The organism is Psychrobacter raelei, from assembly GCF_022631235.3.
Taxonomy (GTDB): Bacteria; Pseudomonadota; Gammaproteobacteria; order Pseudomonadales; family Moraxellaceae; genus Psychrobacter; species Psychrobacter raelei.
Window position 1 is genome coordinate 2973645 of record NZ_CP093310.2, and the last position, 24442, is coordinate 2998086.

At 44.4% G+C, this 24442-nt stretch carries 18 protein-coding genes and 1 riboswitch; of the genes, 9 read left to right on the top strand and 9 right to left on the bottom strand.

Going from position 1 to position 24442, the window contains the following annotated elements:
- Positions 1-90: 90 nt before the first annotated feature.
- Positions 91-1257 carry a phosphate ABC transporter substrate-binding protein PstS gene (pstS, locus tag MN210_RS12465; protein WP_241878728.1) on the bottom strand — a complete coding sequence of 389 codons (1167 nt, stop codon included), beginning with the start codon at positions 1255-1257 and terminating at the stop codon, positions 91-93.
- Positions 1258-1747: 490 nt separating this feature from the next.
- Here pstS and MN210_RS12470 point away from each other — a divergent pair, with 490 nt between their 5' ends.
- The 3 genes from MN210_RS12470 to MN210_RS12480 all read left to right on the top strand — a co-directional run bounded on the left by MN210_RS12470 (position 1748) and on the right by MN210_RS12480 (position 7727).
- Positions 1748-2110, top strand: coding sequence for a septal ring lytic transglycosylase RlpA family protein (locus tag MN210_RS12470; RefSeq protein ID WP_241878729.1), 363 nt, complete (start codon positions 1748-1750; stop codon positions 2108-2110).
- Positions 2111-2202: 92 nt separating this feature from the next.
- A riboswitch (TPP riboswitch) is annotated at positions 2203-2341 on the top strand.
- Between the two features lie 288 nt (positions 2342-2629).
- A complete protein-coding gene (gene thiC, locus MN210_RS12475) occupies positions 2630-4630 on the top strand; it encodes a phosphomethylpyrimidine synthase ThiC (protein ID WP_338412292.1) in 2001 nt (666 codons plus the stop codon).
- Positions 4631-4781: 151 nt separating this feature from the next.
- The gene (locus tag MN210_RS12480) at positions 4782-7727 is read left to right on the top strand and encodes an autotransporter domain-containing protein (protein WP_241878730.1); all 2946 of its coding nucleotides are present in this window, start codon (positions 4782-4784) and stop codon (positions 7725-7727) included.
- Between the two features lie 125 nt (positions 7728-7852).
- Here the strand turns inward: MN210_RS12480 and MN210_RS12485 are convergent, their stop codons facing one another.
- Positions 7853-8743: a fructose bisphosphate aldolase gene (locus MN210_RS12485; RefSeq protein WP_155587293.1), complete on the bottom strand. Its 891-nt coding sequence runs from the start codon at positions 8741-8743 to the stop codon at positions 7853-7855.
- A 467-nt stretch (positions 8744-9210) separates the two neighbouring features.
- Between MN210_RS12485 and MN210_RS12490 the strand changes: the two genes are divergently transcribed.
- The 5 genes from MN210_RS12490 (at position 9211) to MN210_RS12510 (ending at position 13881) form a co-directional block, all read left to right on the top strand.
- Positions 9211-9729, top strand: a complete 519-nt coding sequence (locus MN210_RS12490; RefSeq protein ID WP_011961487.1) for an META domain-containing protein — start codon at positions 9211-9213, stop codon at positions 9727-9729.
- A gap of 492 nt (positions 9730-10221) precedes the next feature.
- Positions 10222-11241, top strand: coding sequence for a DUF1852 domain-containing protein (locus MN210_RS12495; RefSeq protein ID WP_241878731.1), 1020 nt, complete (start codon positions 10222-10224; stop codon positions 11239-11241).
- A 78-nt stretch (positions 11242-11319) separates the two neighbouring features.
- Positions 11320-12348 (top strand): methionine synthase, encoded by a 1029-nt coding sequence (locus MN210_RS12500; protein ID WP_011961489.1) that lies wholly within the window; start codon positions 11320-11322, stop codon positions 12346-12348.
- A gap of 68 nt (positions 12349-12416) precedes the next feature.
- Entirely contained in the window at positions 12417-12929 is a 513-nt protein-coding gene (locus tag MN210_RS12505) for a flavin reductase (protein ID WP_241878732.1), read from the top strand.
- Between the two features lie 130 nt (positions 12930-13059).
- Positions 13060-13881 (top strand): sulfite exporter TauE/SafE family protein, encoded by an 822-nt coding sequence (locus tag MN210_RS12510; protein ID WP_201545577.1) that lies wholly within the window; start codon positions 13060-13062, stop codon positions 13879-13881.
- Between the two features lie 177 nt (positions 13882-14058).
- Here MN210_RS12510 and glmS read toward each other — a convergent pair whose 3' ends face one another.
- The 7 genes from glmS to hisF all read right to left on the bottom strand — a co-directional run bounded on the left by glmS (position 14059) and on the right by hisF (position 22145).
- Positions 14059-15906 carry a glutamine--fructose-6-phosphate transaminase (isomerizing) gene (glmS, locus tag MN210_RS12515; RefSeq protein ID WP_011961492.1) on the bottom strand — a complete coding sequence of 616 codons (1848 nt, stop codon included), beginning with the start codon at positions 15904-15906 and terminating at the stop codon, positions 14059-14061.
- 179 nt (positions 15907-16085) lie between these two features.
- Positions 16086-17453, bottom strand: a complete 1368-nt coding sequence (glmU, locus tag MN210_RS12520; protein WP_338412293.1) for a bifunctional UDP-N-acetylglucosamine diphosphorylase/glucosamine-1-phosphate N-acetyltransferase GlmU — start codon at positions 17451-17453, stop codon at positions 16086-16088.
- Between the two features lie 335 nt (positions 17454-17788).
- Positions 17789-18412, bottom strand: a complete 624-nt coding sequence (locus MN210_RS12525) for a phosphatidylglycerophosphatase A family protein (RefSeq protein ID WP_338412294.1) — start codon at positions 18410-18412, stop codon at positions 17789-17791.
- On the bottom strand, positions 18399-19517 hold the full coding sequence (gene thiL / locus MN210_RS12530) for a thiamine-phosphate kinase (RefSeq protein WP_338412295.1): 1119 nt from the start codon (positions 19515-19517) through the stop codon (positions 18399-18401). The genes MN210_RS12525 and thiL overlap by 14 nt, the downstream gene beginning before the upstream one ends.
- 203 nt (positions 19518-19720) lie before the next feature.
- Positions 19721-20479 carry a transcription antitermination factor NusB gene (nusB, locus tag MN210_RS12535; RefSeq protein ID WP_110817173.1) on the bottom strand — a complete coding sequence of 253 codons (759 nt, stop codon included), beginning with the start codon at positions 20477-20479 and terminating at the stop codon, positions 19721-19723.
- Positions 20480-20618: 139 nt separating this feature from the next.
- Positions 20619-21143, bottom strand: coding sequence for a 6,7-dimethyl-8-ribityllumazine synthase (gene ribH / locus MN210_RS12540; protein WP_011961497.1), 525 nt, complete (start codon positions 21141-21143; stop codon positions 20619-20621).
- A 231-nt stretch (positions 21144-21374) separates the two neighbouring features.
- Positions 21375-22145 (bottom strand): imidazole glycerol phosphate synthase subunit HisF, encoded by a 771-nt coding sequence (hisF, locus tag MN210_RS12545; protein WP_011961498.1) that lies wholly within the window; start codon positions 22143-22145, stop codon positions 21375-21377.
- Between the two features lie 343 nt (positions 22146-22488).
- On the opposite strand from hisF, the gene MN210_RS12550 reads away from it, so the two are divergent.
- A complete protein-coding gene (locus tag MN210_RS12550) occupies positions 22489-24351 on the top strand; it encodes a Na/Pi cotransporter family protein (RefSeq protein ID WP_338412296.1) in 1863 nt (620 codons plus the stop codon).
- Positions 24352-24442 lie beyond the last annotated feature (91 nt).

Genomic DNA, 24442 nt, shown 5'->3' on the forward strand with positions numbered 1-24442 from the left:
AATACCTAAATAACACCTAATCTAGCTGCTACTGCTTGCGTACCTAAATAACTGGGTATTTAGGTACCTAAATGTTAATACGAATATTGCTTACTGCGCTGGGGTATAAACTGGCTTGCCATCTTTATCCACAACTTCATTCCACTTAGCTTTGAATAAAGCCACAGCTTTATCTGAGAAGGGTACAAAGTCTAAGCTCATAGCATCTTCATCACCGCGGGTATATGCCCAGTCAAAGAAGTTAAGCACGCCGGCCACTTTTTGTGGGTTTTTTGGGTTTTTGTGCACTAAGATAAAAGTAGCAGCAGCGATAGGCCACGCTTGATCGGTATCTGAGTTGGTAATAACCTTGTAAAAACCGTCTTGTTTTGACCAATCAATATCACCGGCAGCGGCGAAAGTTTCAGCAGAGGGCTGTACGATATTGCCGGCTGCATTTTTCATGGCAGCATAAGACATGTTGTTTTGCTTAGCGTAAGCATATTCAACATAACCAATTGAGTTTGCCATACGACTGACATTGCTGGCCACGCCCTCATTACCCTTGCCGCCCACACCTGTCGCTGACGTTGGCCACTGCACGGTCTTATCAACACCGATGCTGTCTTTCCATTCAGGTGATACTTTGGCCAGATAGTCTGTAAAGTTAAAAGTAGTCCCTGAACCGTCTGAGCGAAACACTGTAGTAATCGCGGTGTCAGGCAGGGTCAACTCTGGGTTTAAGGCAGCGATTGCAGGATCATTCCACTTGCTGATTTTACCCAAGTAGATATTGGCTAACGTTTCGCCATCTAGCTTTAGTTCGCCAGGCTTGATACCTTCAACGTTGATAACAGGAACCACACCACCAATAACGGTTGGGAATTGGATTAAGCCCTCTTTTTCTAGCTCTTCAGGCGTCATTGGAGCATCAGAGGCACCGAAGTCTACTGTGTTTGAGACGATTTGCTTAATACCGCCTGATGAACCGATAGACTGATAATTCACCTGACCTTTGGTTTCTTTGTTGTAGTCCGCTGACCATTTGATGTAGATAGGCTGCGGGAAAGAAGCACCTGCACCGGTAATATTCATCTCAATGCCTTCAGCTGACTTGAACTCACCCGCTGCAGCAGACGTTGATTCTGAAGTATTTGCTGTGCTGGCTGCTGCCGAGCTAGCCGCTGTCGTATTGTCAGCTGTTGCCGCTTCTTTCTTATCACAAGCAGTTAGGGCCAACATGCTGGCAACAGTGACAGCTAATAGTGAATAACGCATGGTCTCTCCTAAAGAGTAAAAAATGTTTTTATATAAAATATAAGAAATACAGAGACTTAATAACGGATAAAGCAAAGCGGCTTGATATAAATCACTGTAATTGACGACGCTTTTGTCGGTCTTGTATTGGATTGAACACATTTTGACGTCTAAATATGACAGTTTGATGAAATGAATATCTTTTGTAAGAAATAGGTAATTTCAAAAAAAGTCGGGTGAGTAATGTTACGCGACTGTACTGCGCTGAACATTTGGCTATAACGGTGTTTGGACCTTACTGGCATAGCATAAGACGCTACTCGGTTAAGGATTCATTACATTATCTTTAACCATTAGAAAGTATCGCTAAACTAATGACCTGTAGAATTAGCCCTCGATGTTTTGGTGCAGACAATTAGATTTTGATCGCGGTTCACTGCTTTTCACAGTAACGCCAAGATTTTATTGCCATCACAGGTGCCAACCATTTATTCCATTACAGGTCCAATTTATGAAAAAGCTTTTTATGCCAGTTATCCTTCTATTAACCTTATTACTGAGTGCGCCTGCCAATGCTGGCCTTGCCTCTTGGTATGGTCCCGGGTTTCATGGAAAAAGAACCGCTTCCGGTGCTATTTATAATATGTACGCCATGACAGCCGCCCACAAATCATTGCCTTTTGGTTCAAAAGTAAAAGTTACTAACCTTAAAAATAACAAATCGGTGGTGGTAAAAATAACTGACCGTGGTCCTTTTGCGCCCGGCCGTATTATCGATTTGTCTAAGAAGGCCAACCAATCGCTAAATTGCAATCTTTGTAAAGTGACCGTTGAAGTATTAAGCAAGGGTGATGGCAAATACCGCAAACAATAACTTTGTAAAACCGCAGCGCCCTAGAAAAAATTAAAATAATATTGAGGACTGTTATTGCTCTAAAAGTTTGGTAAGATAGCCCTTAATAAAACCATTAAGACTCGGGGTGCAGACCTTGCGTTATCTGATAGCCGCTGAAATGCGATTATAGACAACCACGCGTTTGCTGAGACATCACCCGTTGAACCTGATGCGGTTAATACCGCCGTAGGAAAGTCATTGCAACTCCCCTATACCTTATTTTTATCACAAAAAACACAACGCTTATTACTATGACAGCCCTCGAGGGTTGTGAATTAATGCGTGCTATGCGCTTAAGATAAATCAGTTTGGATGTATCTTATCTCAGGTTACTGTAAGCGTTATGAGTCAATGTGTTTGTGTTAAAAAAGAGGGATTCGCTTTGTTAAGCGACAGAATCTGCACTCACTGAGTCTTTATTTTTACTACCGGTTTTTAGCCTTTTACCCTAAAAGCCTCTATGGCACCTTGCCATTAACAAAAAATAAGGACATTTCTATGAGTAATGAACAACACACCATTAAGACGCCAGCGCACCGTAATGTAGAGGATGAGCGCTTTGACGAAGAGGCCCGCGATTTAACCCGCAGCCTACCTGCCTCACGTAAAGTATATATCGAAGGCTCACGCCCTGACATCCAAGTACCGATGCGTGAAATCACCCTAACCGATACCCCTACTGGCGGCTTTGGTCTTGAAAATGGGGAGAAGAACCCACCTTTTTATGTCTATGACACTTCAGGCGTCTATACTGACCCGAGTGTCGATATTGACCTCACCAAAGGTCTGCCAAAGCTACGTGAAAAATGGATTGAAGAGCGCGGCGATACCGAAGTTTTAGACGGCTTATCAAGCAACTATGGTCAAGAGCGTGCGCGTGATATCAAAACCGCCAACATCCGTTTTGCTCATATTGATAAACCTCGCCGTGCCAAAGCTGGCAAAAATGTCACTCAAATGCATTATGCCCGCCAAGGTATTATTACCCCTGAGATGGAATACATCGCCATTCGTGAAACTCAAAAGCAGCATGAACTGACCGATATGCGTCAACATGCTGGCGAAAGCTTCGGTGCCAACACCCCAAAAATCATCACCCCTGAATTCGTACGTGATGAGGTAGCCGCTGGCCGAGCCATTATTCCAAATAACATCAATCACCCAGAGTCTGAGCCGATGATTATCGGGCGCAACTTTCTGGTAAAGATTAATGCCAATATCGGTAACTCAGCGCTGGGCTCAAGCATTGATGAGGAAGTATCCAAGATGACCTGGGCTACCCGCTGGGGTGCCGACACCATCATGGATTTATCGACCGGTAAGAATATTCATGAAACTCGTGAATGGATTATCCGCAACTCGCCTGTACCCATTGGCACTGTCCCTATTTATCAAGCGTTAGAGAAAGTTGACGGCGTCGCTGAAGACTTAACGTGGGAGATTTTCCGCGATACGTTAATTGAGCAAGCTGAACAAGGTGTGGACTACTTCACCATTCATGCCGGCGTGCTACTGCGCTATGTGCCTTTAACCGCAAAACGTCTTACAGGTATCGTCTCTCGTGGTGGCTCTATCATGGCACAGTGGTGCTTAGCGCATCACAAAGAAAGCTTCTTATACACCCATTTTGAAGACATCTGCGAAATCATGAAGCAGTATGACGTGGCCTTTAGCTTAGGTGATGGTCTGCGTCCGGGCTGTTTGCAAGACGCCAATGATGAGGCTCAGTTTGGTGAGCTGAAAACCTTAGGCGAGCTGACTCAAGTGGCTTGGAAGCATGACGTACAGGTGATGATTGAAGGCCCAGGTCACGTGGCGATGAACCGCATTAAAGAGAACATGGATTTGCAGCTTGAGATGTGTTCTGAGGCACCTTTTTATACCCTTGGTCCATTAACCACAGACATCGCGCCAGGCTATGATCACATTACCAGTGCTATTGGCGCCGCTATGATTGGCTGGTTTGGCACGGCAATGCTGTGTTATGTGACCCCAAAAGAGCATTTAGGTCTGCCTAATAAAAAAGACGTGAAAGATGGCATCATCACTTACAAAATCGCCGCTCACGCCGCTGACCTAGCCAAAGGCCACCCTGGCGCTCAGGCACGTGATAATGCGTTATCGAAAGCGCGCTTTGAGTTCCGCTGGGATGATCAGTTTAACCTAGCGTTAGACCCAGACACAGCTCGTGAATATCATGATGAAACGCTGCCTAAAGATGCACACAAATCGGCCCACTTCTGCTCTATGTGTGGTCCAAAGTTTTGCTCAATGAAAATCACCCAAAATGTGCGTGAGTATGCCGCAGGCTTGCCTACCGGTGTTGAGGTCACCCCAAGTAGTGGCGAATTATCTGATGAGGTACATCTTATCAAAGAAGTAGACACTGAGCTTGTTGGTCAAGTCGGTGAAGCCAGTTTTGAAGAGGTACAAAAGGGCATGGAGCAGATGAGTGAAAAATATAACAGCGAGGGACGCCAGTTGTATAAAGAGGTTTAGAAAGTTACGGTTAATAAAATATTAAGTTAAAAAACCATATTATTTGTATTGATTTTTAACTGATAAGGTATTATTATCAAATGGCAGCAATTTGTATTTACGAATTGCTGCCCCATATTTTTTAACTATATCTTCCCTTAGGTACTCCTTCATGAACCATGTATACCGAGTTGTTTTCAATCGCGCCTTAGGCGTTTATCAATGTGTTTCAGAGATTGCCAAATCTCGTGGCAAGTCTTCAGGCAAGTCAGCGACTTCTACTAAGAAGCCTCATTTACACTTAACAACTCTATCTATTGCTATGCTCAGTATTTTTGCTTCAACTATGGCAGTTGCAGCCACAACACCTGACGATTTAGTGATCAATCAAGGCGAGGTTATTAAGCTAGGTGACGGTGAGAGCTTAGGATTGTTAAATGATCTGATTATTGATAATAATAGTCAGGTTATTCTACTTGATAATACTACCAGCGGTATTAGTGCTCAAAACAATGTCATCATTGGAGATACTAGCAATGGTAGTCTCTCAATGAGTCAAACTGAAGAAAACAGTCAACATCTTTCTCATGGGTTATACGTTATAAACGATACGATACTGGGGAATAAAAAATCAGGCGTCGGCAATATAACCGTCTCTGGTCATAGATTTCTTGAAACTAATAACTTAATAGTTGGCAAACAAGGTGAAGGAAATATAGTTATTGAAAATACGCCCTACCATGGCGGTTTGACTCAAGCTCGTTATGCTACCTATATTGGTGGATATGGTCTTGATAGTGCTGAGGCAAAAGGTGAATTCACATTATCAGATAGCACTTTTGTTACTCCCAAAATGATAGTTGGAAATACAGGTTCGGGCGTATTACATATAAATGACGTTGGTGAGTTAGAGACAAAATATCTTGGGCGTAACCCTGACTCAATTAAATCTGAAATCTATATCAACGGTGGTGGAATAAATATAGAGTCTGATGAGGACTTTCTATTCGATAATTTCACCGATAAAAATATAATTCAGATTGGTACTAAAGGCGTTTTTATCGATGCTGAGATACCGCAATATAGTGATGCTGCTGCGAAGCCCATCTCGGTTGTGGTAGACCCCAAGGCAGTTATTACTGGCAATGTTGGTAGCTTTGATCTTAATCTTACAGATGATTATGATATTGGTGGGTTTATCAAAACTGGTGTAGGCAGCCTAGAACTAACTACTGATAATAAGCAATGGACAGGAGACTGGGGTTCAGTAGGAGGCGTTTTAAAGCTAAATGGTAACTACTCTCTACCAGAAGGTGAAAGCTTAGTTATCGGCCTACTCGATGTTAATGAAGATGGTCATGTGGATAATAATGAATATGGTCAAATAGAGGTAAATGGCGACCTTGATATCACTAAAGGTAACCTTAAAGTCTTTGCGTACAGTTATTTAGAGGATTTCACCACAAACTCAGAGTATAAAAACGTTGTTTCAGCAACCAAACTAAACGGTGAGTTTGCATCAGTAACGGATAACAATCTACTGGTAGATTTTGAAGCAGATTATAGTGACGCCAATGCCGTTCATTTGCGTATGGTAGCACCGACTCCAGAGCCAACACCAGAACCAGCTCCTGAGCCAACACCAGAACCAGCTCCTGTGCCAACACCAGAAACAACGCCTGTGCCAACTCCAGAACCAACGCCTGTGCCAACACCAGAACCAACGCCTGTGCCAACACCAGAACCAACTCCTGTGCCAACACCAGAACCAACACCAGAACCAACACCAGAACCAACTCCTGTGCCAACACCTGTACCAACACCAGAACCAACACCAGAACCAACACCAGAACCAACACCTGTACCAACACCTGTACCAACACCAGAACCAACACCAGAACCAACACCAGAACCAACACCAGAACCAACACCAGAACCAACACCTGTGCCAACACCAGAACCAACTCCTGTGCCAACACCAGAACCAACTCCTGAGCCAGGTAGCGATTACACAGTTGTGTCTAATGCCGTGCGCTCTATAAACAATTATTCTGCTCTTGGCTTAGCAACTGTTTTAGACCAGGCTATTGATGATCTGTTAGATACAACAACATCAGCGAACCCACTGGCGAAGCAGCTAATCTCAGACATGGATGGTTTAGATCAAGCACAAGTCGCTGCTGCCACTGCTCAGCTTCAACCGCTATTTATGGGTGGTGCTAACCGCTTAGTAACGGATACCAACTATGCTGTTGGTCGTGCTATCGAAGAGCACAGCCAAACCACTCCTGAGCGTAACTTATGGGCTAAAGCTATCGGTAGTGATATGACTCATGACGCCGATGGTTACGTCACAGGTTATAACTCAGAAAGCTATGGTGCTATCGTTGGTCTAGATGTACCTGTTAATCCTAATTTAAACTTAGGTGTGGCTGTCTCATACATTGATAGTGATGCAGATACCGATGGTCATGCATTAAAGCATGAGATTGATGCCAAAAACTGGCAAATCTTAGGTTATGGTAACTATGCGGTAAGTGATGCCACTTCGGTTAACTTCCATGCAGGTGCAGGTCAATCGCAGATTAAAGGTGAGCGTCATATTTCCGGATTGAGCCCAGCGATTGCTAAATCAGACTATGATGTCGACACGCTACAAGCAGGCTTTGGTGTGGCGCATAGAATTGGTTCAACAGAGCGTAACCTATCTCCATTTGCGAGTATGAATTATGCCCGTGCTAAGAGTGACAGCTACCGCGAGACGGGCGCTGGTGTATATAACTTAGCCGTTGATTCAAACACTTATGACTCATTACGTTGGACAGCAGGTGTTCGCTTTAATCAAGCCCTAACACCAACAGTTGCTCTAACCGGTCAGCTTGCTGGTGCGGTTGAAAATGGTGACCAATACTCTGATATTACCGCAAGCTTTGCTGAAGTAAACTCAGGCAAGTTCACAACGCGCGGACAAGAAAGCAAAGATGCCATTGGCATAGCAGGTATTGGCTTAGCGTTTAACCCAACTGCAAATACTACCATCTCTGCTAACTACCGCGGCGAATGGCGTAGTAACTATGATGATCATGGTGCAGCTATCGTGTTCGAAACTAAGTTTTAATGAGCACAACCTAATCGTTTAACAAAAAAAGCTTGAATCCTAAGGATTCAAGCTTTTTTCTTTTATAGACTTAAAACAGCAGTACTAAGATTAACACCTTAACACTGTGTTTCTAAGACAAATGACTATACTTTAGAGGCGTTATAGATTTTATCGATAGACGCATCGATGGTGGCTGCGAATTCTTCGTCTGTTTGAGACTTTGATAGGCCTTCAGTGAAAGCACGTGAGAAGCTGGCAATCATACCTGGATTTTGAGCTAAGCGATCACAAGACTCATCACGGCTATAGCCACCTGATAGCGCCACTACTTTAAGCACTTTTGGATGATCAATAAGCTCTTGGTAGAAGCCTTTTTCTTCAGGCAAAGTCAGTTTTAACATCACTTGATGATCATCATCTAAGCTATCTAGGTTACGTAAAATCTCTTCTTTTAATAACACTTCGCTTTCAAGCTTGTCTTTGCTTTCAATGTTTACTTCTGGCTCGACGATGGGCATAAAGCCTTCAGATAAAATTTGCTTAGCCACATCAAACTGCTGCTGAACCACAGTCTCAATACCATGCTGGCTAGCTTGATGAATCACAGAGCGCATCTTTGTACCAAAAATAGGATAATTTTTCGCTTTTTCTAGTAGTGCTGCTAAGTTTGGAATCGGCTTCATCACTTGTACGCCATCGATCTCTTCAGCCAGACCTTTATCTACCTTTAAGAAAGGCACAATGTTTTTGTCTTCCCATAGATAATTGGCTGTTGGCTTACCATTGACTTCGCGATCCATAGTATCTTCAAATAAGATGGCACCTAATACACGGCCACTATCAAAAGTCTCACATGTCATGATGCGAGTGCGCATTTCGTGTACTTTAGCAAACATCTCTTCCTCATTTGAGTATTCGCTCTCTTCCACACCGTACATACGTAATGCTTTTGGGGTGCTACCGCCACTTTGGTCTAAAGCTGCGATAAAACCGATGTCATTTTTGATGCGTTCTAACTGTTGCTGATAGCTCATAGTGCTTCCTATTTCTATTAAAGAGTCATGAAAAACGGGGAATAAAACCAGTGACTTAATTTTTGTTATAAAGGTAACATAGGACGACAATAAAATCCTTAACCTTAGTGTTTAATGGACTGATTGCTTAGTATCTAAGAAAAATCTAGGCCCAAATCCTATACCAAACTCTATACCAAATCCTATGACAGTCACTATCAAAATAATCTTTGCGCCTATTATACGCTACTGCGACTGAAAAATAAGTGGCTGACAAAAAAATCCGCGTCCCAGCTCACAGACGACATAAAAATGGGGCTTATTAGGGGTATAAACGTGAGTATGGTATTTGAATGGTTAACGCAGCTTGTGTAGATTTGGTGGCTCTGTGATAATGGCAGGCTTAAGCTGCGCGCTCATAGCCACAATTAAACAACCATAGCTTTGCGCAGATTTACTCTATTTTATTTTTATTTGAAGGATATTCCATGAAAGCTTTGACCACTTTAATGATGACTGCCACCCTTACTATAGGGGCTCTTGCTACAGGTTGTCAAACCACCACCAATGTAACACCTGCGACCTCACATGCGCACCCACAAATTACCACCCATCCTTTGACCAATGCTGCACTACAAGCCAATGATTGGCAGTTAATCGATGCCATGGACAACAATGGTAACAAGGTTACTGACCTATTTATCGATCCTGCCAAGCCACTAACACTAAGCTTCAATAAAATTGACAATCATGACATGGTGTCATTTATCAATACTTGTAATAACATCTCATCGGCTTATACCATCAGTGATAATAAGCTAAAGCTTGGCAATATTATGAGCACTATGATGGCCTGTCCAGATGCTGAAGCTAAGTTCGATGCCGCTACAGTGGCCACAGCCATGGGTAATTACACGCTAAGTGAAGATACCAACAAACATCCCATGCTGGTTATCAGCAGCGAAAAGCAAGTAGCGCATTTTAAAGCAGTTCCTAAGAGCAAATAATCAGTCTGTAACACGTATTGATGACTGACTGATAACGTATTAATAAAAAGAGCACCTGTCTTATGTCAGGTGTTTTTTTTGGCGGCAAGTTTTGAATAACGTCAAGCTGGCATGCTGATAGTTTTTAACAATATCATGACCCAAATTCATGTTGATTAAAAAATATACTATGTAGTACATGAGCATATAACGCTCTTTAATGACTCAGCTTCATGCTCAATATGGCTTGTTTATCAGATACCACACCAACAAAAAACCACTTCAAAACTCTTTAAAGCCTTATATTACAAGCTTAACAGCTAAAATATTATTGCAATATCCAACCCACCCTAGGCGTTATGATTAGATAGCTTAAATTATTAAAACCCAATAAGATGAATTTAATTCATGTTTTATTTAAATAGTATCGTTTTTATTCATCTCAAACTTTGAGTATCATTCATCTCATACACAAATTTGGTTTTATCTTGAACAACTAGGGTAGCAAATATTATGAGCAATAAATTTACTTATTCGATTTCAAAAATCCGTTTTGATGAACACTATAAGCCGGCTGATAGCACCCGTCTGACCACCAACTTTGCAAACTTAGCACGTGGTGAGAGCCGTCAAGAAAACCTACGCAAGACGCTGACCATGATTAATAATCGCTTTAATGCACTGGCAAATTGGGACAATCCAAATGCTGACCGCTATTCTGTTGAAGTTGATATTGTTTCTGCAAACTTAGATGTCGAGGGTAATGGTAATACCTTCCCAGCCATTGAAATCCTGCAAACCACCATTGTTGATCACAAACAGAACAGACGCATCGAGGGTATTGTTGGCAACAGCTTCTCATCGTATGTGCGCGACTATGACTTTAGCGTGGTACTGCTAGATCATTTTGATAAAAATCCAAACACGCCGCCACCTGCAAGCTTCGGTGTCCTACATGGCAAACTGTTTCAGCATTTATTAAACTCAGACGCGTATAAAGCCAATTTTAATAAGCAGCCTGTCATTTGCTTGAGTGTATCGACCAGCAAAACTTATCATCGCACTACCAACCAACATCCGGTGTTGGGGGTGGAATACAAGCAAGATGAGTATTCACTGACTGATGACTACTTCCACAAAATGGGCTTAAGAGTTCGTTACTTTCAACCTAAGGGTAGCGTGGCTCCATTGGCCTTTTATTTCTCAGGTGATTTACTCGCCGATTACACGGACCTTGAATTAATCAGTGCCATTAGTACCATGGAAACCTTCCAAAAGATTTATCGCCCTGAGATTTACAATGCCAACTCAGCGGCGGGTGATGTGTATCAGCCGAGCCTAAACTATCAAGACTATTCACTGACTCAAGTGGTATATGACCGCGAAGAGCGCAGCCAACTGGCAGTAAAACAAGGCAAGTTCACTGAACAGCAGTTCATCAAGCCTTATCAAGACACGCTTAATGAGTGGGCAGCAAGCTATGAGGTGCGCTACCCTGCTGAAGCGGTCAAGCCTCAAAAACACGCGGCTTAATGGTTTATACAAAAAACCTTGTACCGCCTTTTAAACTAAGTTTTTTTAAGCCTTATTAAAATAGAGAAGATAACCACCATGGCACTATTATTACCGACTTCGACCGCTGGCAGCTTACCCAAACCCTCTTGGTTGGCTGAGCCTGAAAAGCTTTGGTCACCTTGGAAACTAGAAGGCGATGAGCTGATTGAAGCCAAGCAAGATGCGCTGCGCTTGACCTTACAAGAACAGCGACATGCCGGCATCGATATCGTTAGTGATGGCGAGCAGACCCGCCAGCATTTTGTGACTACATTTATTGAGCATTTAGATGGTGTCGACTTTAAACAGCGTGAAACCGTCAAAATACGCAACCGTTATGAGGCCAGTGTGCCCTCGGTAGTGGGCGCAGTAAGTCGTCAAAAGCCAGTCTTTGTCGAAGACGCTAAGTTCTTACGTCAACAAACTGATCAGCCAATCAAGTGGGCTTTGCCTGGCCCGATGACCATGATTGACACCTTATATGATGGTCATTATAAAAGCCGTGAAAAACTGGCTTGGGAGTTTGCTAAAATTCTAAACCAAGAAGCCCGTGAGCTCGAGGCAGCTGGTGTAGATATCATCCAGTTTGATGAACCCGCCTTTAACGTATTTTTTGATGAGGTCAATGACTGGGGTATTGCCACCTTAGAGCGTGCCATTGAAGGTCTAAAGTGTGAAACTGCCGTGCATATTTGCTACGGCTATGGTATCAAAGCCAATAATGACTGGAAAAAAACCTTAGGCTCAGAGTGGCGCCAATATGAAGAGGCATTCCCTAAGCTGCAACAGTCAAACATTGATATTGTGTCGCTAGAATGTCAAAACTCACGGGTGCCCATGGATCTAATTGAACTGATTCGCGGCAAAAAAGTCATGGTTGGTGCCATTGATGTGGCCACCAATACTATTGAGACCCCAGAGGAGGTGGCGGATACCTTACGTAAAGCGCTGCAATTTGTGGATGCAGACAAGCTTTATCCTTCGACCAACTGTGGTATGACGCCGCTGTCTCGCCAAGTCGCCCAAGGTAAGCTAAAAGCATTGAGTGCTGGCGCTAAAATTGTTCGTGATGAGCTAAGCTCTTAAGCTGTAGTCATCTCAAAAAAAGCGGCTCATCTGTAGCCGCCCTCGTTTTTTGATTTAGGATTGAAGTAATGATTAAAGCTACTGATTTTAGAGATGCCATGTCTTTGTTGAGCACCGCCGTCAATGTGGTGACCACCACTGGCGACTCTGGCATGCATGGGTTCACAGCCTCTGCGGTGTGTAGTGTTACTGATATGCCCCCAACTTTATTGGTTTGTATGAATCAAGCCTCACGCTCACACAGCCATTTTGTTAACAATAAAATTTTGAGTGTCAATGTATTGGGCGCGCAGCATGAATCCCTCTCTAATGCCTTTGCCTCAAGACTCACTCAGGCTGAGCGCTTTGAGCAAGGCCAATGGACTGAGCTTGCCACCGGAGCACCGGTATTACAAGATGCCTTGGTCAGCTTCGATTGTGAGATTGAGCAAATCCAGCAGGTAGGTACACACAGCGTGTTTATGTGCCGTGTGGTAGATATTCATCTGCCTAAAGCCGAAGATACTGCTGAGCAAAGTTTAGTTTACTTTAATCGCTCGTACCACCGGCTAGGCCAATTGGGTCAACTGGCACTATCCTAACCGAGACAGTTATTAATGCCGGTGGCTATTTTGCTTAAAAGGCCTTATAAATAACACAGCTTTTAAATGAAATGGCTGTCTCAATAAAGTAGCCCTCTAATCCAACTTTTAACTGAGAAGAAATTACCCTGTGGAATTAATCATCTTTTTAATCATTGGCGCTCTGGCAGGATTTGCAGCAGGGCTATTTGGCGTGGGTGGTGGTACCATCATCGTACCGCTGTTGTTTATTGTGTTTACTCAAATGGGCTATGACCCAGATACCATCATGCATTTAGCATTAGGCACCTCACTGGCGACCATTATTGTCACCTCGATAAGCTCACTTATGGCGCACAATAAAAAGGGCTCTGTGATGTGGCCGGTGTTCAAAAACCTAGCGCCTGGCATGGCATTAGGCTGCTTCTTTGGTGCAGGATTGGCCGGCCAGATATCGGGACTACACCTACAGATTATTGTTGGTATCTTCTTGCTGTGGGTTGCCTATAGGATGTTCTTCGGTGGCAAAAAGGCAGCGGCCAGCACGACTGATGCCAATACTGCGCCGGCCATACTGCCGTCAAAACCTAAACAGCTAGCAGCAGGAGGGGTGATTGGTATTGCTTCTGCCATCTTCGGTATTGGTGGTGGCAGCTTAACTGTGCCTTATTTGACCCGTTATGGCGTGGTTATGCAAAAAGCGGTCGGTACTTCTGCAGCTTGCGGCTTACCTATTGCCATCGCCGGCGCATTGGGCTTTATGTTATTTGGCATGCAGCAAAAAATAGATGTCCCTAATACCATTGGTTTCGTACACATTTATGCTTTTTTGGGCATCAGTGTCATGAGCTTTTTTACCGCCAAACTGGGCGCAAAAGTGGCGCACATTTTATCACCTGCCATGCTAAAAAAATGCTTTGCCATATTGCTTACGGTTGTGGGCTGTTATTTTCTTTACAAAGGACTACGTTAAGTTTTCGCCTCATTTGTAACTTAATAAGCTTGGCTCAAGCCTGCCATCAAAAAGCCCCTGCTAGATATCTAGCAGGGGCTTTTTCGTGCTTGTCCGTGAATGTGCTAAAGTCATATCGGCGTCAGCAGTATGATACTTTATTACTCGCTGACAGCTAACCTGTGTTATGACTGCCGATTATTCCACTGTCACTGACTTGGCCAAATTGCGAGGCTGATCCACATCCGTCCCACGCATCACAGCCACATGATACGATAAAAACTGTACTGGGATACTGTATACGATGGGCGCTAAATGCTCATTAACATCGGGCACATTAATCACATGTAAACGCTCATCGCTCACCAAATCACTTGACTCACTGGCAAAAACAAACAGCTCGCCATGACGCGCATGAACCTCTTGCATGTTGGCTTTGAGCTTATCTAACATGCTATCTTTTGGTGCCAGCACCACAATCGGCATGTCTTTATCGACTAGCGCCAATGGACCATGCTTAAGCTCGCCTGCCGCATAACCTTCGGCATGAATATAAGAGATTTCTTTTAGTTTAAGCGCGCCTTCTAAAGCAATAGGATATTGCACGCCGCGACCTAAGAATAAGGTACTCTTTTTGTCCTCAAATTTCTGGCTCATGTCCTCAATGGCTTTATCTAATGCCAAGCTCTTATCAAGCTGACCTTTTAGATTGTGCATTTCGGTGACGATGGTTTTTAACTCATCGGCATTGATACGCTGCTGCACTTTACCCACTTTTAATACCAGTAGCATTAAGGCGGCAAGCTGAGTGGTAAAGGCCTTGGTCGAGGCCACACCAATCTCTACTCCAGCCAGTGTCGGAACAAAAATATCAGTTTCACGCACCAAGGATGAAGTGGCTACGTTACACACGCTCAAGCTGACCAGTCCGTTGAACTCTCCTGCTTGAGCTCTACGCTGGGTCTCACGAAGGGCAGATAAGGTATCGGCTGTCTCACCTGATTGGGACAAACAAATCACCAAGGTATTATCTACCACTACCGGTTCGCGGTATCGGTACTCACTGGCCACTTCTACCGAACAAGGTAGACGAGTTAAGCTCTCAAACCAGTATTTTGCTACCATGCCTGCATGGTAGCTGGTACCACACGCCAGTACTTGAATTTGGCTTACTTTGGCCAAGGCTTCTTCATGACGCTGTAAAAACTCAGGTTTTAGATCATCAGCATCAATACCCATCTCTAAAGTAAGGGCCACTGCATCAGGCTGCTCATAGATTTCTTTGAGCATATAGTGTTTAAATTCGCCTTTGTCGGCATTGTGATGCTTGGCATCTAATTCGGTAACTGCACGCTCAACCGCTACGCCATTGGCAAATACTTCAATGCTATTGCGCTTGATAACTGCAATATCACCCTCTTCTAGATACATAAAGCGGTTGGTCACCGGCAATAGTGCCAATTGGTCAGAGGCGATAAAGTTCTCACCAATACCCACACCGATAACCAGTGGTGAGCCTAAGCGAACGGTAATCAACTCATCTGGATTATCCACGTGTAGCACACCCAGCGCAAAAGCACCATGTAAACGGGGGACAACTTGCTCTACCGCTTTAAATAGGTCATTGGTTTGCTGATAGGCATCTGCCACCAGATGCGCCACCACTTCTGTATCGGTCTGCGAGGTAAAGATATAGCCTTTATCTAACATCTCTTGTTTTAAAGGGCCATAGTTTTCAACGATACCATTATGCACCACGGCGACTTTACCCGATACATGCGGATGTGCATTCTGCTGCGCTGGCTCGCCATGGGTTGCCCAGCGGGTATGAGCAATACCGATATTGCCTTTGAAGTTATCGGTATTACTGGCCACAGCATCTACTAAAGATTGTACTTTACCCACCTGACGCTCACGGTACAGCTGACCATCACGAATCACGGTCAGACCCGCTGAATCATAACCTCGATATTCTAGGCGCTTAAGACCCTCTAGCAGAACATTAGAAATATTACGTTCAGCAATTGCTCCGACTATTCCACACATAACCCATCCTTAATCTTGCAAAATTCATCTTTAATATTAATAGTTGTTATTAATAGCTTGGTTCGCTCGTGCTGCAGGACTGTAGAGACGCACTACAGCCTGAACACTCAGCGCTTTTTTTGATTACTTTAATTTTAAATCTTGGTAAATAACTGACGTTGTTAACTGTTACAGCCCGATCACTTCTTCTTTTCAGGACGCTGATAGTTATCTTTTTGAACTTGACGACCTCGGCCGATGGCTAAAGCATTATCTTCGACGTTTTTAGTAATGACAGAGCCTGCACCAATAGTGGCAGTTTGACCAATAGTTACTGGTGCCACTAAACTGGTATTGGTACCAATAAAGGCATTATCACCGACGATGGTCTGATGCTTATTGACCCCATCATAGTTACAGGTTATAGCGCCTGCACCGAAGTTGACGCCAGCACCAATTTGGGCATCCCCCACATAGCTTAAGTGATTAACCTTGCTGCCCTCGCCAATACGTGATTTTTTTATTTCAACAAAGTTACCTAGACGGGTATTTTTTTCCAAAACTGTTTGTGGACGCAAATGGGCAAAGGGTCCAATGGTTGCGCCCTGAGCGACTTGTGCATCATCAAATACGCAGTAAGGCTTGATGTGGACATTGTCACCAATCTGACTGTCTTTAATCATACAGCCGGCTTCAATTGTCACATTATTACCCAAGCTGACTTTACCTTTGAACACCACGTTAATGTCAACAAACACATCTTGGCCGACGCTGACTTCACCGCGGATATCAACACGATTGGGATCGGCAAATTGCACGCCTTGGACTTGTAAATCCTCTACCAGTTTGGCTTGCCATTTGCGCTCAAGCTGTGCCAATTGCTGACGGTTATTAACCCCTTCAATTTCAAATTCATAATCAGGCTCAATGGCCGCAATGGCTATACCATCAGCCACCGCCATCTTAACGATATCCGTTAAATAATATTCTTGCTGAGCGTTGTCATTGCTCAAGTTGGGCAGATATTGATGCAATAAGGCATTATCTACACAGTAGATGCCACTGTTGATTTCACGGATGGCTTGCTCTTGCTCACTGGCATCTTTTTGCTCAACAATGGCAACGATATTGCCTTGCTCATCTCGCTTGATACGACCTAAGCCAAAAGGGTTATCAACCGTTAAGGTCAACATAGACATGCCTTGTACATTGGCCTGTTTTAATCGGCTCAAGGTCTCAGCACTTACCAAAGGCACATCGCCATATAAAATTAAGCTTTTGCCAGTACTTGGTAACTCATCTAAAGCTACCTTGACTGCATGGCCGGTACCCAACTGCTCAGTTTGCTCAACCCAAGTGAGGCTATAGTCAGTCATCGCCTGCTGCACTTGATCACCACCAAAACCGTACACCACAATGGTTTTGTCCACGCTGATGCTCTGACACGTATCGAGTACATGGGCTAATAAAGGTTTATCAGCCAGTGTTTGTAACACCTTAGGTTTGGCAGATTGCATGCGGGTGCCTTTACCGGCTGCTAAAATAATGGTGGTGAGCGTGTTATTCATATATTTCCAACTATTACCTAAAAGAGATATAAACGGGTAGACAAAAAACCATTATGACCCAGCTACAACATGTACCACTGGTACATGCACTCATAAATCCAACGATATTGAGTCGATATCGATATAAGTAGGCCAATACAAGGAGGCTTAGCGCATTAAAAGTTTAAAATTATGTTACTAAATATATCAAATCCAGCAAGACCACTTCAGTTGTACAATTGTTGCCAATATTGGTGATAACATTCATCGCAAAGCCTTACTTGGTATGGCACTAGCCTCACTATTTTTGTGATGAACTTATCAGTTTGTATGACCTCTTATGACAATGGCTAGAGTTACAATGGATAGAACATCTCTACACTGGCCACTATCATAAGCCAAGCGACCAGTGCCATTATCCCCGCCAAAATATCATCCATCATGATGCCTAGCCCGCCGCTAAGCTTACTATCAGCCCACTTCACGGGATTAGGTTTGGCAATATCAAAAAAACGAAACAATATAAAAGCCAGCACAATGGCTGCACCATACAAACTAAGACTTAAGTGCTGCGGCAAATAAGTGATAATAAATGACAAAGGCAATAGGCTAATCCACATCCCAACCCATTCATCCCAAACAATGTGTGGGTCATCATGCACTTGCATTAAATCTGAAGTACGCCCGCATATCCATACCCCGACGATGCTTGCCATCACAGTGACCATAAAAAAAGTAATAAAGCCCAACTGCAACAAGGGCAGAGCAACTATCAGCCCACCGACCGTACCCCAAGTGCCTGGTGCTCGCTTTGGTAAGCCACTACCCAGACCAATGCCCAACCAATACACTCCTTTATCTAATGCCGTTGCCCCCTTTGGTAATGGCGGGCAGACATTGGCCTTGCGGATATCAGGTTTATGATTGTGATTCATATCAGGCTCAGTTCGATTGGGTGGATTGGCATTACTGGGTGTCATCGGTGTGCTCTGCTATTAGCTGTGATGCATGGCTAAAATGCTGATACCCTTTTAAATCAGGATACTCAGTAAAGGGATAAGGTGCCTGCTTGCTTAGCCGCTGACCTTGATATCTTAATTCAATTAACGATAGCTTGTCGTTATTTTGGTTGAGATCCTCTGCCCTACTGTCGACAGATTTATCTATAGCCACTACCTCTCCAATACAGGTAATCTGGGTAAATGCTGTGGACATCAGCGTCTCTGACAGGCTAACAGAGGCCGGCAACGTAAATAACAGTTCGTAATCATCTCCACCAGTTAATTGACAGCGCAAACGCTGAGTAAGCTCAATGTTTTGTAAGGCGCTGCTGGTCGGCAATTTATCTAAATGTAACTGCACTGCCACATCGCTTTGTTCACAGATGTGGCTTAAGTCTTGAACTAAGCCATCAGAGACATCTATCATGGCGGTGACGTCACCTTCAGCCGCTAAAGTATTGCCCAAGCTGATACGCGGGGTAGGCATATTTAAGCGGTGCGACAGCTGCTTACCGACTTGAGTATCCGGATGATAAAGCGCATAGCAAGCATCGCCTAGCGTTCCTGAGACATACACCTTATCACCCACTTGGGCGCCGCTACGATAGATAGGGGTTAACGCTTTATCAATAAACCCATTGGCTGTGACACTAATGACCAGTTTTTCGCTGCGGGTGGTGTCGCCGCCGATAAGCTGCACCCCAAATTGGCTGCAAGCATGAAACAATCCTTTGGCAAAATCGCTTAGCCAAGCCTCCTTTGCCAGTTGTTGTGGTAGGGCCAGCGCCAATAAAATACTGTGCGGTTTAGCGCCCATGGCGGCGATATCTGAGACGTTCACTGCTACTGATTTATAACCAATGGCAAAGGCCAATGTCTCAACCTGATCCCAATCCTCAGCAAAATGCCGACCCTGCACTAAGGTATCCACACAGGTGACCCACTGAGTCGGCGAGGACAAGGCAACCACGGCTGCATCATCGCCCACACCTTTGGCAATCGTGGTACATGCTACCGATTGGCTCAAAGCCTGCTCACTGCTTGCCGCCGTAAAATAGCGTGAAATCAGCTCAAATTCAGTCATTGGTCTTCATCCTAAAGGGTGACTTGCTTAACTGCACATTAAATAAATATCAGGCTTTAAACAAAAGGCCATCTATTGACGCAATAGATAGCCTAAAAAGCAGTCATAAGGGGCGATAACTTATAGCAGTGGTCATCAATATGGTCATTGATAATCAGCTAAGGTGTTGTTCATCTATAAGCTGATTCACCCACAACCTTTGCCTATTTTTTTGGTTTTAATCCAATTCTCGGCTTAGGCTGACGTGATACTTCACTTATCTCATTGCTTGATTGCTCAGCGCTTGACCCCTCTACTGTCTCGTCACTTGCTGATTCAGTGGCCACCATCGGTGCTTCATCTGCACTTTGACTTTGCTGCTGTTGAGAGTGCTGCTGTTTTTTGTGTTTATAGCCTGTACCCGTGTCAGCCTCTACTTCCACGGTACGTAATTGAGCCGCCAACTTATCCATCACAGCATTAATCAGTTTGTGGGCATCTGTGGCACCAAAGTGAGTGTTGAGCTTCATGGCTTCATCAAGCACCACTTTATAAGGGATATGCAGGCTATTTTTTAGCTCATAAGCACCGATAAGTAGCACCGCATGCTCTACCATATCAATCTTATCGATGGCCCGATCTAAATGCTGAGCAATAAGTGCCTCAAGATCAGTAATCTGCTCAGGGATTTCGCGCATTAAGGTATGATAGTAACCCAAATGTACGGTATGCATGGCATTGGTGGCACGTGTACGGGCGGCGATGTCATGAGGCGGGTTCGCTTTCCACTCCCCCTGCCCCATCTGCTCGAAGCGATGATCCGTCATTAACCACTCATACAATCCTTGTAGTGCAAAGCGACGTGCCTTACGCACAGCTGCGTGGCTAGTTTTATAACTAGATTCATTGATATCAAACTGGTCATTTGATTGATGCTCATTTAGACGGTTGTCTTCAGTTTGTGCCGGATTTTTGTTGCTCATGTATATAAATACCTATCATCAAAGGTGCAGCTTTGACATTACTATGGAGTATGAACTCAGAATAATTGGTGGAAAAGCCCACTGCAGTCTCAGGCTACAGTGGGTGTACCGCTATAAAAATAAGCTGATACCATAAAAACTAGTCTTGGTCTTGATCTTCATAGTCAACATCAAGCTGAGACAATACGGCGATCATCTCAAGAGCAACCATGGCCGCTTCAGCGCCTTTGTTGCCCGCTTTGGTGCCTGAACGTTCAATGGCTTGCTCGATAGTGTCTGTCGTTAAGATACCGTTAATCACTGGAATATTGTAATCCATAGACACGCTGGCCAAACCACTTGCAGAGCTGTTAGCCACCACATCAAAGTGCGGGGTACTACCACGGATAACCGCGCCTAATGCCACAACGGCATCAAAGCGGTCTGATTCTGCGGCACGCTGCGCAGTCAAGGGTAATTCAAAAGCACCAGGAACACGAATCACACTGATGTTGTTGCCTGAGACGCCGTGACGTAATAATGCATCAATGGCGCCATCTACTAATGACTCAACAACAAAAGCGTTAAAACGACCCACAACAATACCAATGCGTGCATCTTTGTTTTGGTATAAATTGCCTTCAATATGAGTAATGGCCTCACGTTCTTTTTGTAAATCTTGCATAACGGCATCCTAATGTGAATGATGAAGAAAAATTACAGCTATGATAACATTTTTTAAAGGCGGTTTTAGCGCTGATTGGTGGTTAAAAGTAAAGTCTTTGCCAAAAATTTTAGGCCAGTGACCACTTGCCTGCGCTTAATGGCCACTTTTGCAGCGGCTTAGGCGTTGAGCGCCTTTTTATTTACCAGTTATTTACCAGTTATCTACCAATTATCCGCTTATCTAAGCCGGCTATAAGCGCATCTCTATGCCTTGCTTAGCCATAAACTGCTTGGCCTCAGCAATGCTGTATTCACCAAAGTGAAAAATACTGGCCGCCAGTACCGCATCCGCACCACCCTCAAGCACACCATCTGCCAAATGCTGCAAGTTACCGACACCACCTGACGCAATCACGGGTACATTAACTGCGCTGGTAATGGCCTTCATTAACGCCAAATCATACCCCTTTTTCGTGCCATCGCCATCCATAGAGGTTACCAGAAGCTCGCCGGCGCCAAGCTCTGCCATTTTGACCGCCCAAGCTACCGCATCAAGACCGGTCGGCTTACGGCCGCCATGGGTAAAAATCTCCCATCTTGGCTGACCCTCGACATCCTCAACTTGTTTGGCATCAATGGCAACCACAATACATTGGCTACCGAATTTGGCGGCCGCTTCTGCCACAAACTCGGGGGTGAATACTGCCGCTGAGTTAATCGCTACTTTATCGGCACCAGCATTAAGCAGGTTGCGAATGTCTTCTATCTTGCGCACCCCTCCGCCGACTGTCAGAGGCACAAATACTGTCTCTGCTATGCGCTCTACCATATCATAAGTGGTCTCACGACCATGATGGGTCGCAGTAATATCCAAGAAGGTAATCTCATCTGCGCCTTGCTCGTTGTAACGGCGCGCCACTTCCACCGGATCGCCAGCATCTTTGATATCCACAAATTGTACGCCTTTAACCACACGGCCATTGTCTACGTCCAAACAGGGGATAATTCGTTTTGCTAACATTGCCTACATCCTATCGTTAATGGGTTGGTTGGGGTGGCGGCTGGGCTAAGCTTTAAGCATAAAGCATAAAGCTGGCTTAATAAGCCGCTTAAACTGCGCCTTCGCTTAGCATTTTAGCAAAAATTGACCGTAATATTTGCGCTATTATTCTATTATTGGTCACGCCCACAATTTAACAAACATTTGACTGATAACTGCCCATACGCATTGATTCAATGACCCACAGCGCTCTTATTGTCACGCTGGGTTGGCTATAATCTTCAGCTCAGCTTATGATAGTATCAATTGTGCTTATTATAGCCGGATCTATCGCCCTGTCTTGCCGTGACTTATTGGCTGTCTTATGAAAAATCGCTATCTCAACAGTATGGTGCCCCCTGTGATATTAAGGCACCTTAAAAAAGCAAAGTTCTTGGGATTGGGGCTGCTGCTTATCGCCTTGGTGTACTCTTTTGTCATGAGCTCAGCTTGGCTGGTATTGTGCTATGGTCTGGCGCTATTTTTGTTTGGTATGCAGTGTATAGAGAGCGCATTGCAAAGCGCGGCTGGCGGTAGGCTTGAGCAGATTATGGCCAAAAGCACTGAGACTCCGATTAAGTCTTTTTTGTTCGGCATTGGGGCCACTTTTTTATTGCAGTCCACCACCTTAGTCTCTTTATTAACCATCGCTTTTTTGAGCACAGGCATGATTAGTCTTGCCGGCGGACTGGCGGTGATATTGGGCACCAATTTTGGGGCAACCAGTGGTATATGGCTTTTGGCTTGGGCGGGACAAAGCTTAAGCTTAAGTCCGGCTGCACTGCCCATGCTGGTAGTGGGTGTTTTGCTCGGCTTTATAGATAAGCGGCTCAAGGTGTTCGGTCAGGCATTGATTGGTATTGCGTTAATTTTTTTAGGGATCGATTCCATTAAAGACGGCTTTGGCGCCTTTGGTCAAATTGAGTTGTCTGATATTAAGGCCAGTGGTATCTCTCAAGTGCTGCTATTCACCCTGCTGGGGTTTTTGCTCACTTGTGTACTGCAGTCCTCTCACGCCACTTTAATCTTGGTATTGGCCGCTTTGGCTGCTGGCCAATTAACCCTCACCCAAAGCTTTGCCATTGCGCTAGGGTCTAATTTAGGCAGTAGCTTTACCACCGCCTTGGTGGGCATGCTCAGCAGCGATAGAAATGGTCAGCGCTTGGCACTGGCGCACCTGATATATAACTGGGTGACCGCATTATTAGCCCTGATACTATGGCTGCCTCTTACCTTTGCTGTGGGGGCGATTGCCACTGTCATTGGGATGCACTCACCGTTGTTGCAACTGGCCTTGTTCCACACCTTATTTAACGTATTGGGCGTTTCAGTATTTTGGGGTATTCAGCAGCCGTTTATCGAAAAGCTGCACCTATTTTTGCCAGATAAATCACCAAAAAAACAACTGCCCGATGGGGCAGAAGCTGTACACCCCCTACATTTGCACCGCAATATGCTCAAGTCCACAGACACTGCCATTCATGCCGTCCATAAAGAGATTGAGCACTTAACCACCTTAGGGCTTGAGGTGGTTTGTCATGCCATTTATGTGCCCAACGCGCAGCTATATACGCCTTCTTCTGAGCTGCCTAACCCTGCTCGGCCGCTGCAGCTTGATGTGCAAAGCTTATACGAGTGGCAGATTAAGCCACTGTATAGTGAAATATTGAATTTCACCAGTAAAATAGATATCCATGCTAATAAGGTACAAAAGAAGCTTACCGATGCTCATATCAATGCCTTCCACGTGGTAGAAATGGTTAAGCAAAGCAAGCACTTACAAAAAAATATGCAGCAATTTTTAAATACTCCTGGCACCTCTATTTATCAAGATTACATGGCGCTGCGTCAGCATCTTTTTGATATGCTCATAAGCTTTAATCGGGTACGCAGCCTACAAAAACAAAGCCTTGATAGGCAGCAGGCCACCGAGATTTTTGTGCAGCACACAGACGCATCCATGTCACCACACCACCATGTGCTCGACAAGCTTAGAGAGCATAAGATTGATAAACTGCAAGCCTCCTCGCTCATTAACGACATGAACTATGTGCGCCGTATTAATAGTGGATTGTCTGAGATTTTAATCAATAGCCAAGATTTAAGCCTTAACAGCGTGAGTACAACTGGGTCTGCCACTAAAGTGATAGACACCCCCATTGGTGTAGACAAGTCAGATAACGCTTAGTTATAGCGGTGCAGACAGATGCCTCTTGCCTGCTTTTGCGTATAATGAGAGTATAGGCTATAAATTAGCGATTATCTTTGAGCCTTTGTGC

What these genes read in the sequence shown, in the direction of transcription:
- MN210_RS12480 (WP_241878730.1), top strand. Translation starts at nt 4,782, where the DNA reads ATGAACCATGTATACCGAGTTGTTTTCAATCGCGCCTTAGGCGTTTAT.
- MN210_RS12550 (WP_338412296.1), top strand. Translation starts at nt 22,489, where the DNA reads ATGAAAAATCGCTATCTCAACAGTATGGTGCCCCCTGTGATATTAAGG.
- MN210_RS12525 (WP_338412294.1), bottom strand. Translation starts at nt 18,412, where the DNA reads ATGACACCCAGTAATGCCAATCCACCCAATCGAACTGAGCCTGATATG.
- glmS (WP_011961492.1), bottom strand. Translation starts at nt 15,906, where the DNA reads ATGTGTGGAATAGTCGGAGCAATTGCTGAACGTAATATTTCTAATGTT.
- glmU (WP_338412293.1), bottom strand. Translation starts at nt 17,453, where the DNA reads ATGAATAACACGCTCACCACCATTATTTTAGCAGCCGGTAAAGGCACC.
- MN210_RS12490 (WP_011961487.1), top strand. Translation starts at nt 9,211, where the DNA reads ATGAAAGCTTTGACCACTTTAATGATGACTGCCACCCTTACTATAGGG.
- MN210_RS12500 (WP_011961489.1), top strand. Translation starts at nt 11,320, where the DNA reads ATGGCACTATTATTACCGACTTCGACCGCTGGCAGCTTACCCAAACCC.
- nusB (WP_110817173.1), bottom strand. Translation starts at nt 20,479, where the DNA reads ATGAGCAACAAAAATCCGGCACAAACTGAAGACAACCGTCTAAATGAG.
- ribH (WP_011961497.1), bottom strand. Translation starts at nt 21,143, where the DNA reads ATGCAAGATTTACAAAAAGAACGTGAGGCCATTACTCATATTGAAGGC.
- hisF (WP_011961498.1), bottom strand. Translation starts at nt 22,145, where the DNA reads ATGTTAGCAAAACGAATTATCCCCTGTTTGGACGTAGACAATGGCCGT.
- MN210_RS12495 (WP_241878731.1), top strand. Translation starts at nt 10,222, where the DNA reads ATGAGCAATAAATTTACTTATTCGATTTCAAAAATCCGTTTTGATGAA.
- thiL (WP_338412295.1), bottom strand. Translation starts at nt 19,517, where the DNA reads ATGACTGAATTTGAGCTGATTTCACGCTATTTTACGGCGGCAAGCAGT.
- pstS (WP_241878728.1), bottom strand. Translation starts at nt 1,257, where the DNA reads ATGCGTTATTCACTATTAGCTGTCACTGTTGCCAGCATGTTGGCCCTA.
- thiC (WP_338412292.1), top strand. Translation starts at nt 2,630, where the DNA reads ATGAGTAATGAACAACACACCATTAAGACGCCAGCGCACCGTAATGTA.
- MN210_RS12470 (WP_241878729.1), top strand. Translation starts at nt 1,748, where the DNA reads ATGAAAAAGCTTTTTATGCCAGTTATCCTTCTATTAACCTTATTACTG.
- MN210_RS12505 (WP_241878732.1), top strand. Translation starts at nt 12,417, where the DNA reads ATGATTAAAGCTACTGATTTTAGAGATGCCATGTCTTTGTTGAGCACC.
- MN210_RS12485 (WP_155587293.1), bottom strand. Translation starts at nt 8,743, where the DNA reads ATGAGCTATCAGCAACAGTTAGAACGCATCAAAAATGACATCGGTTTT.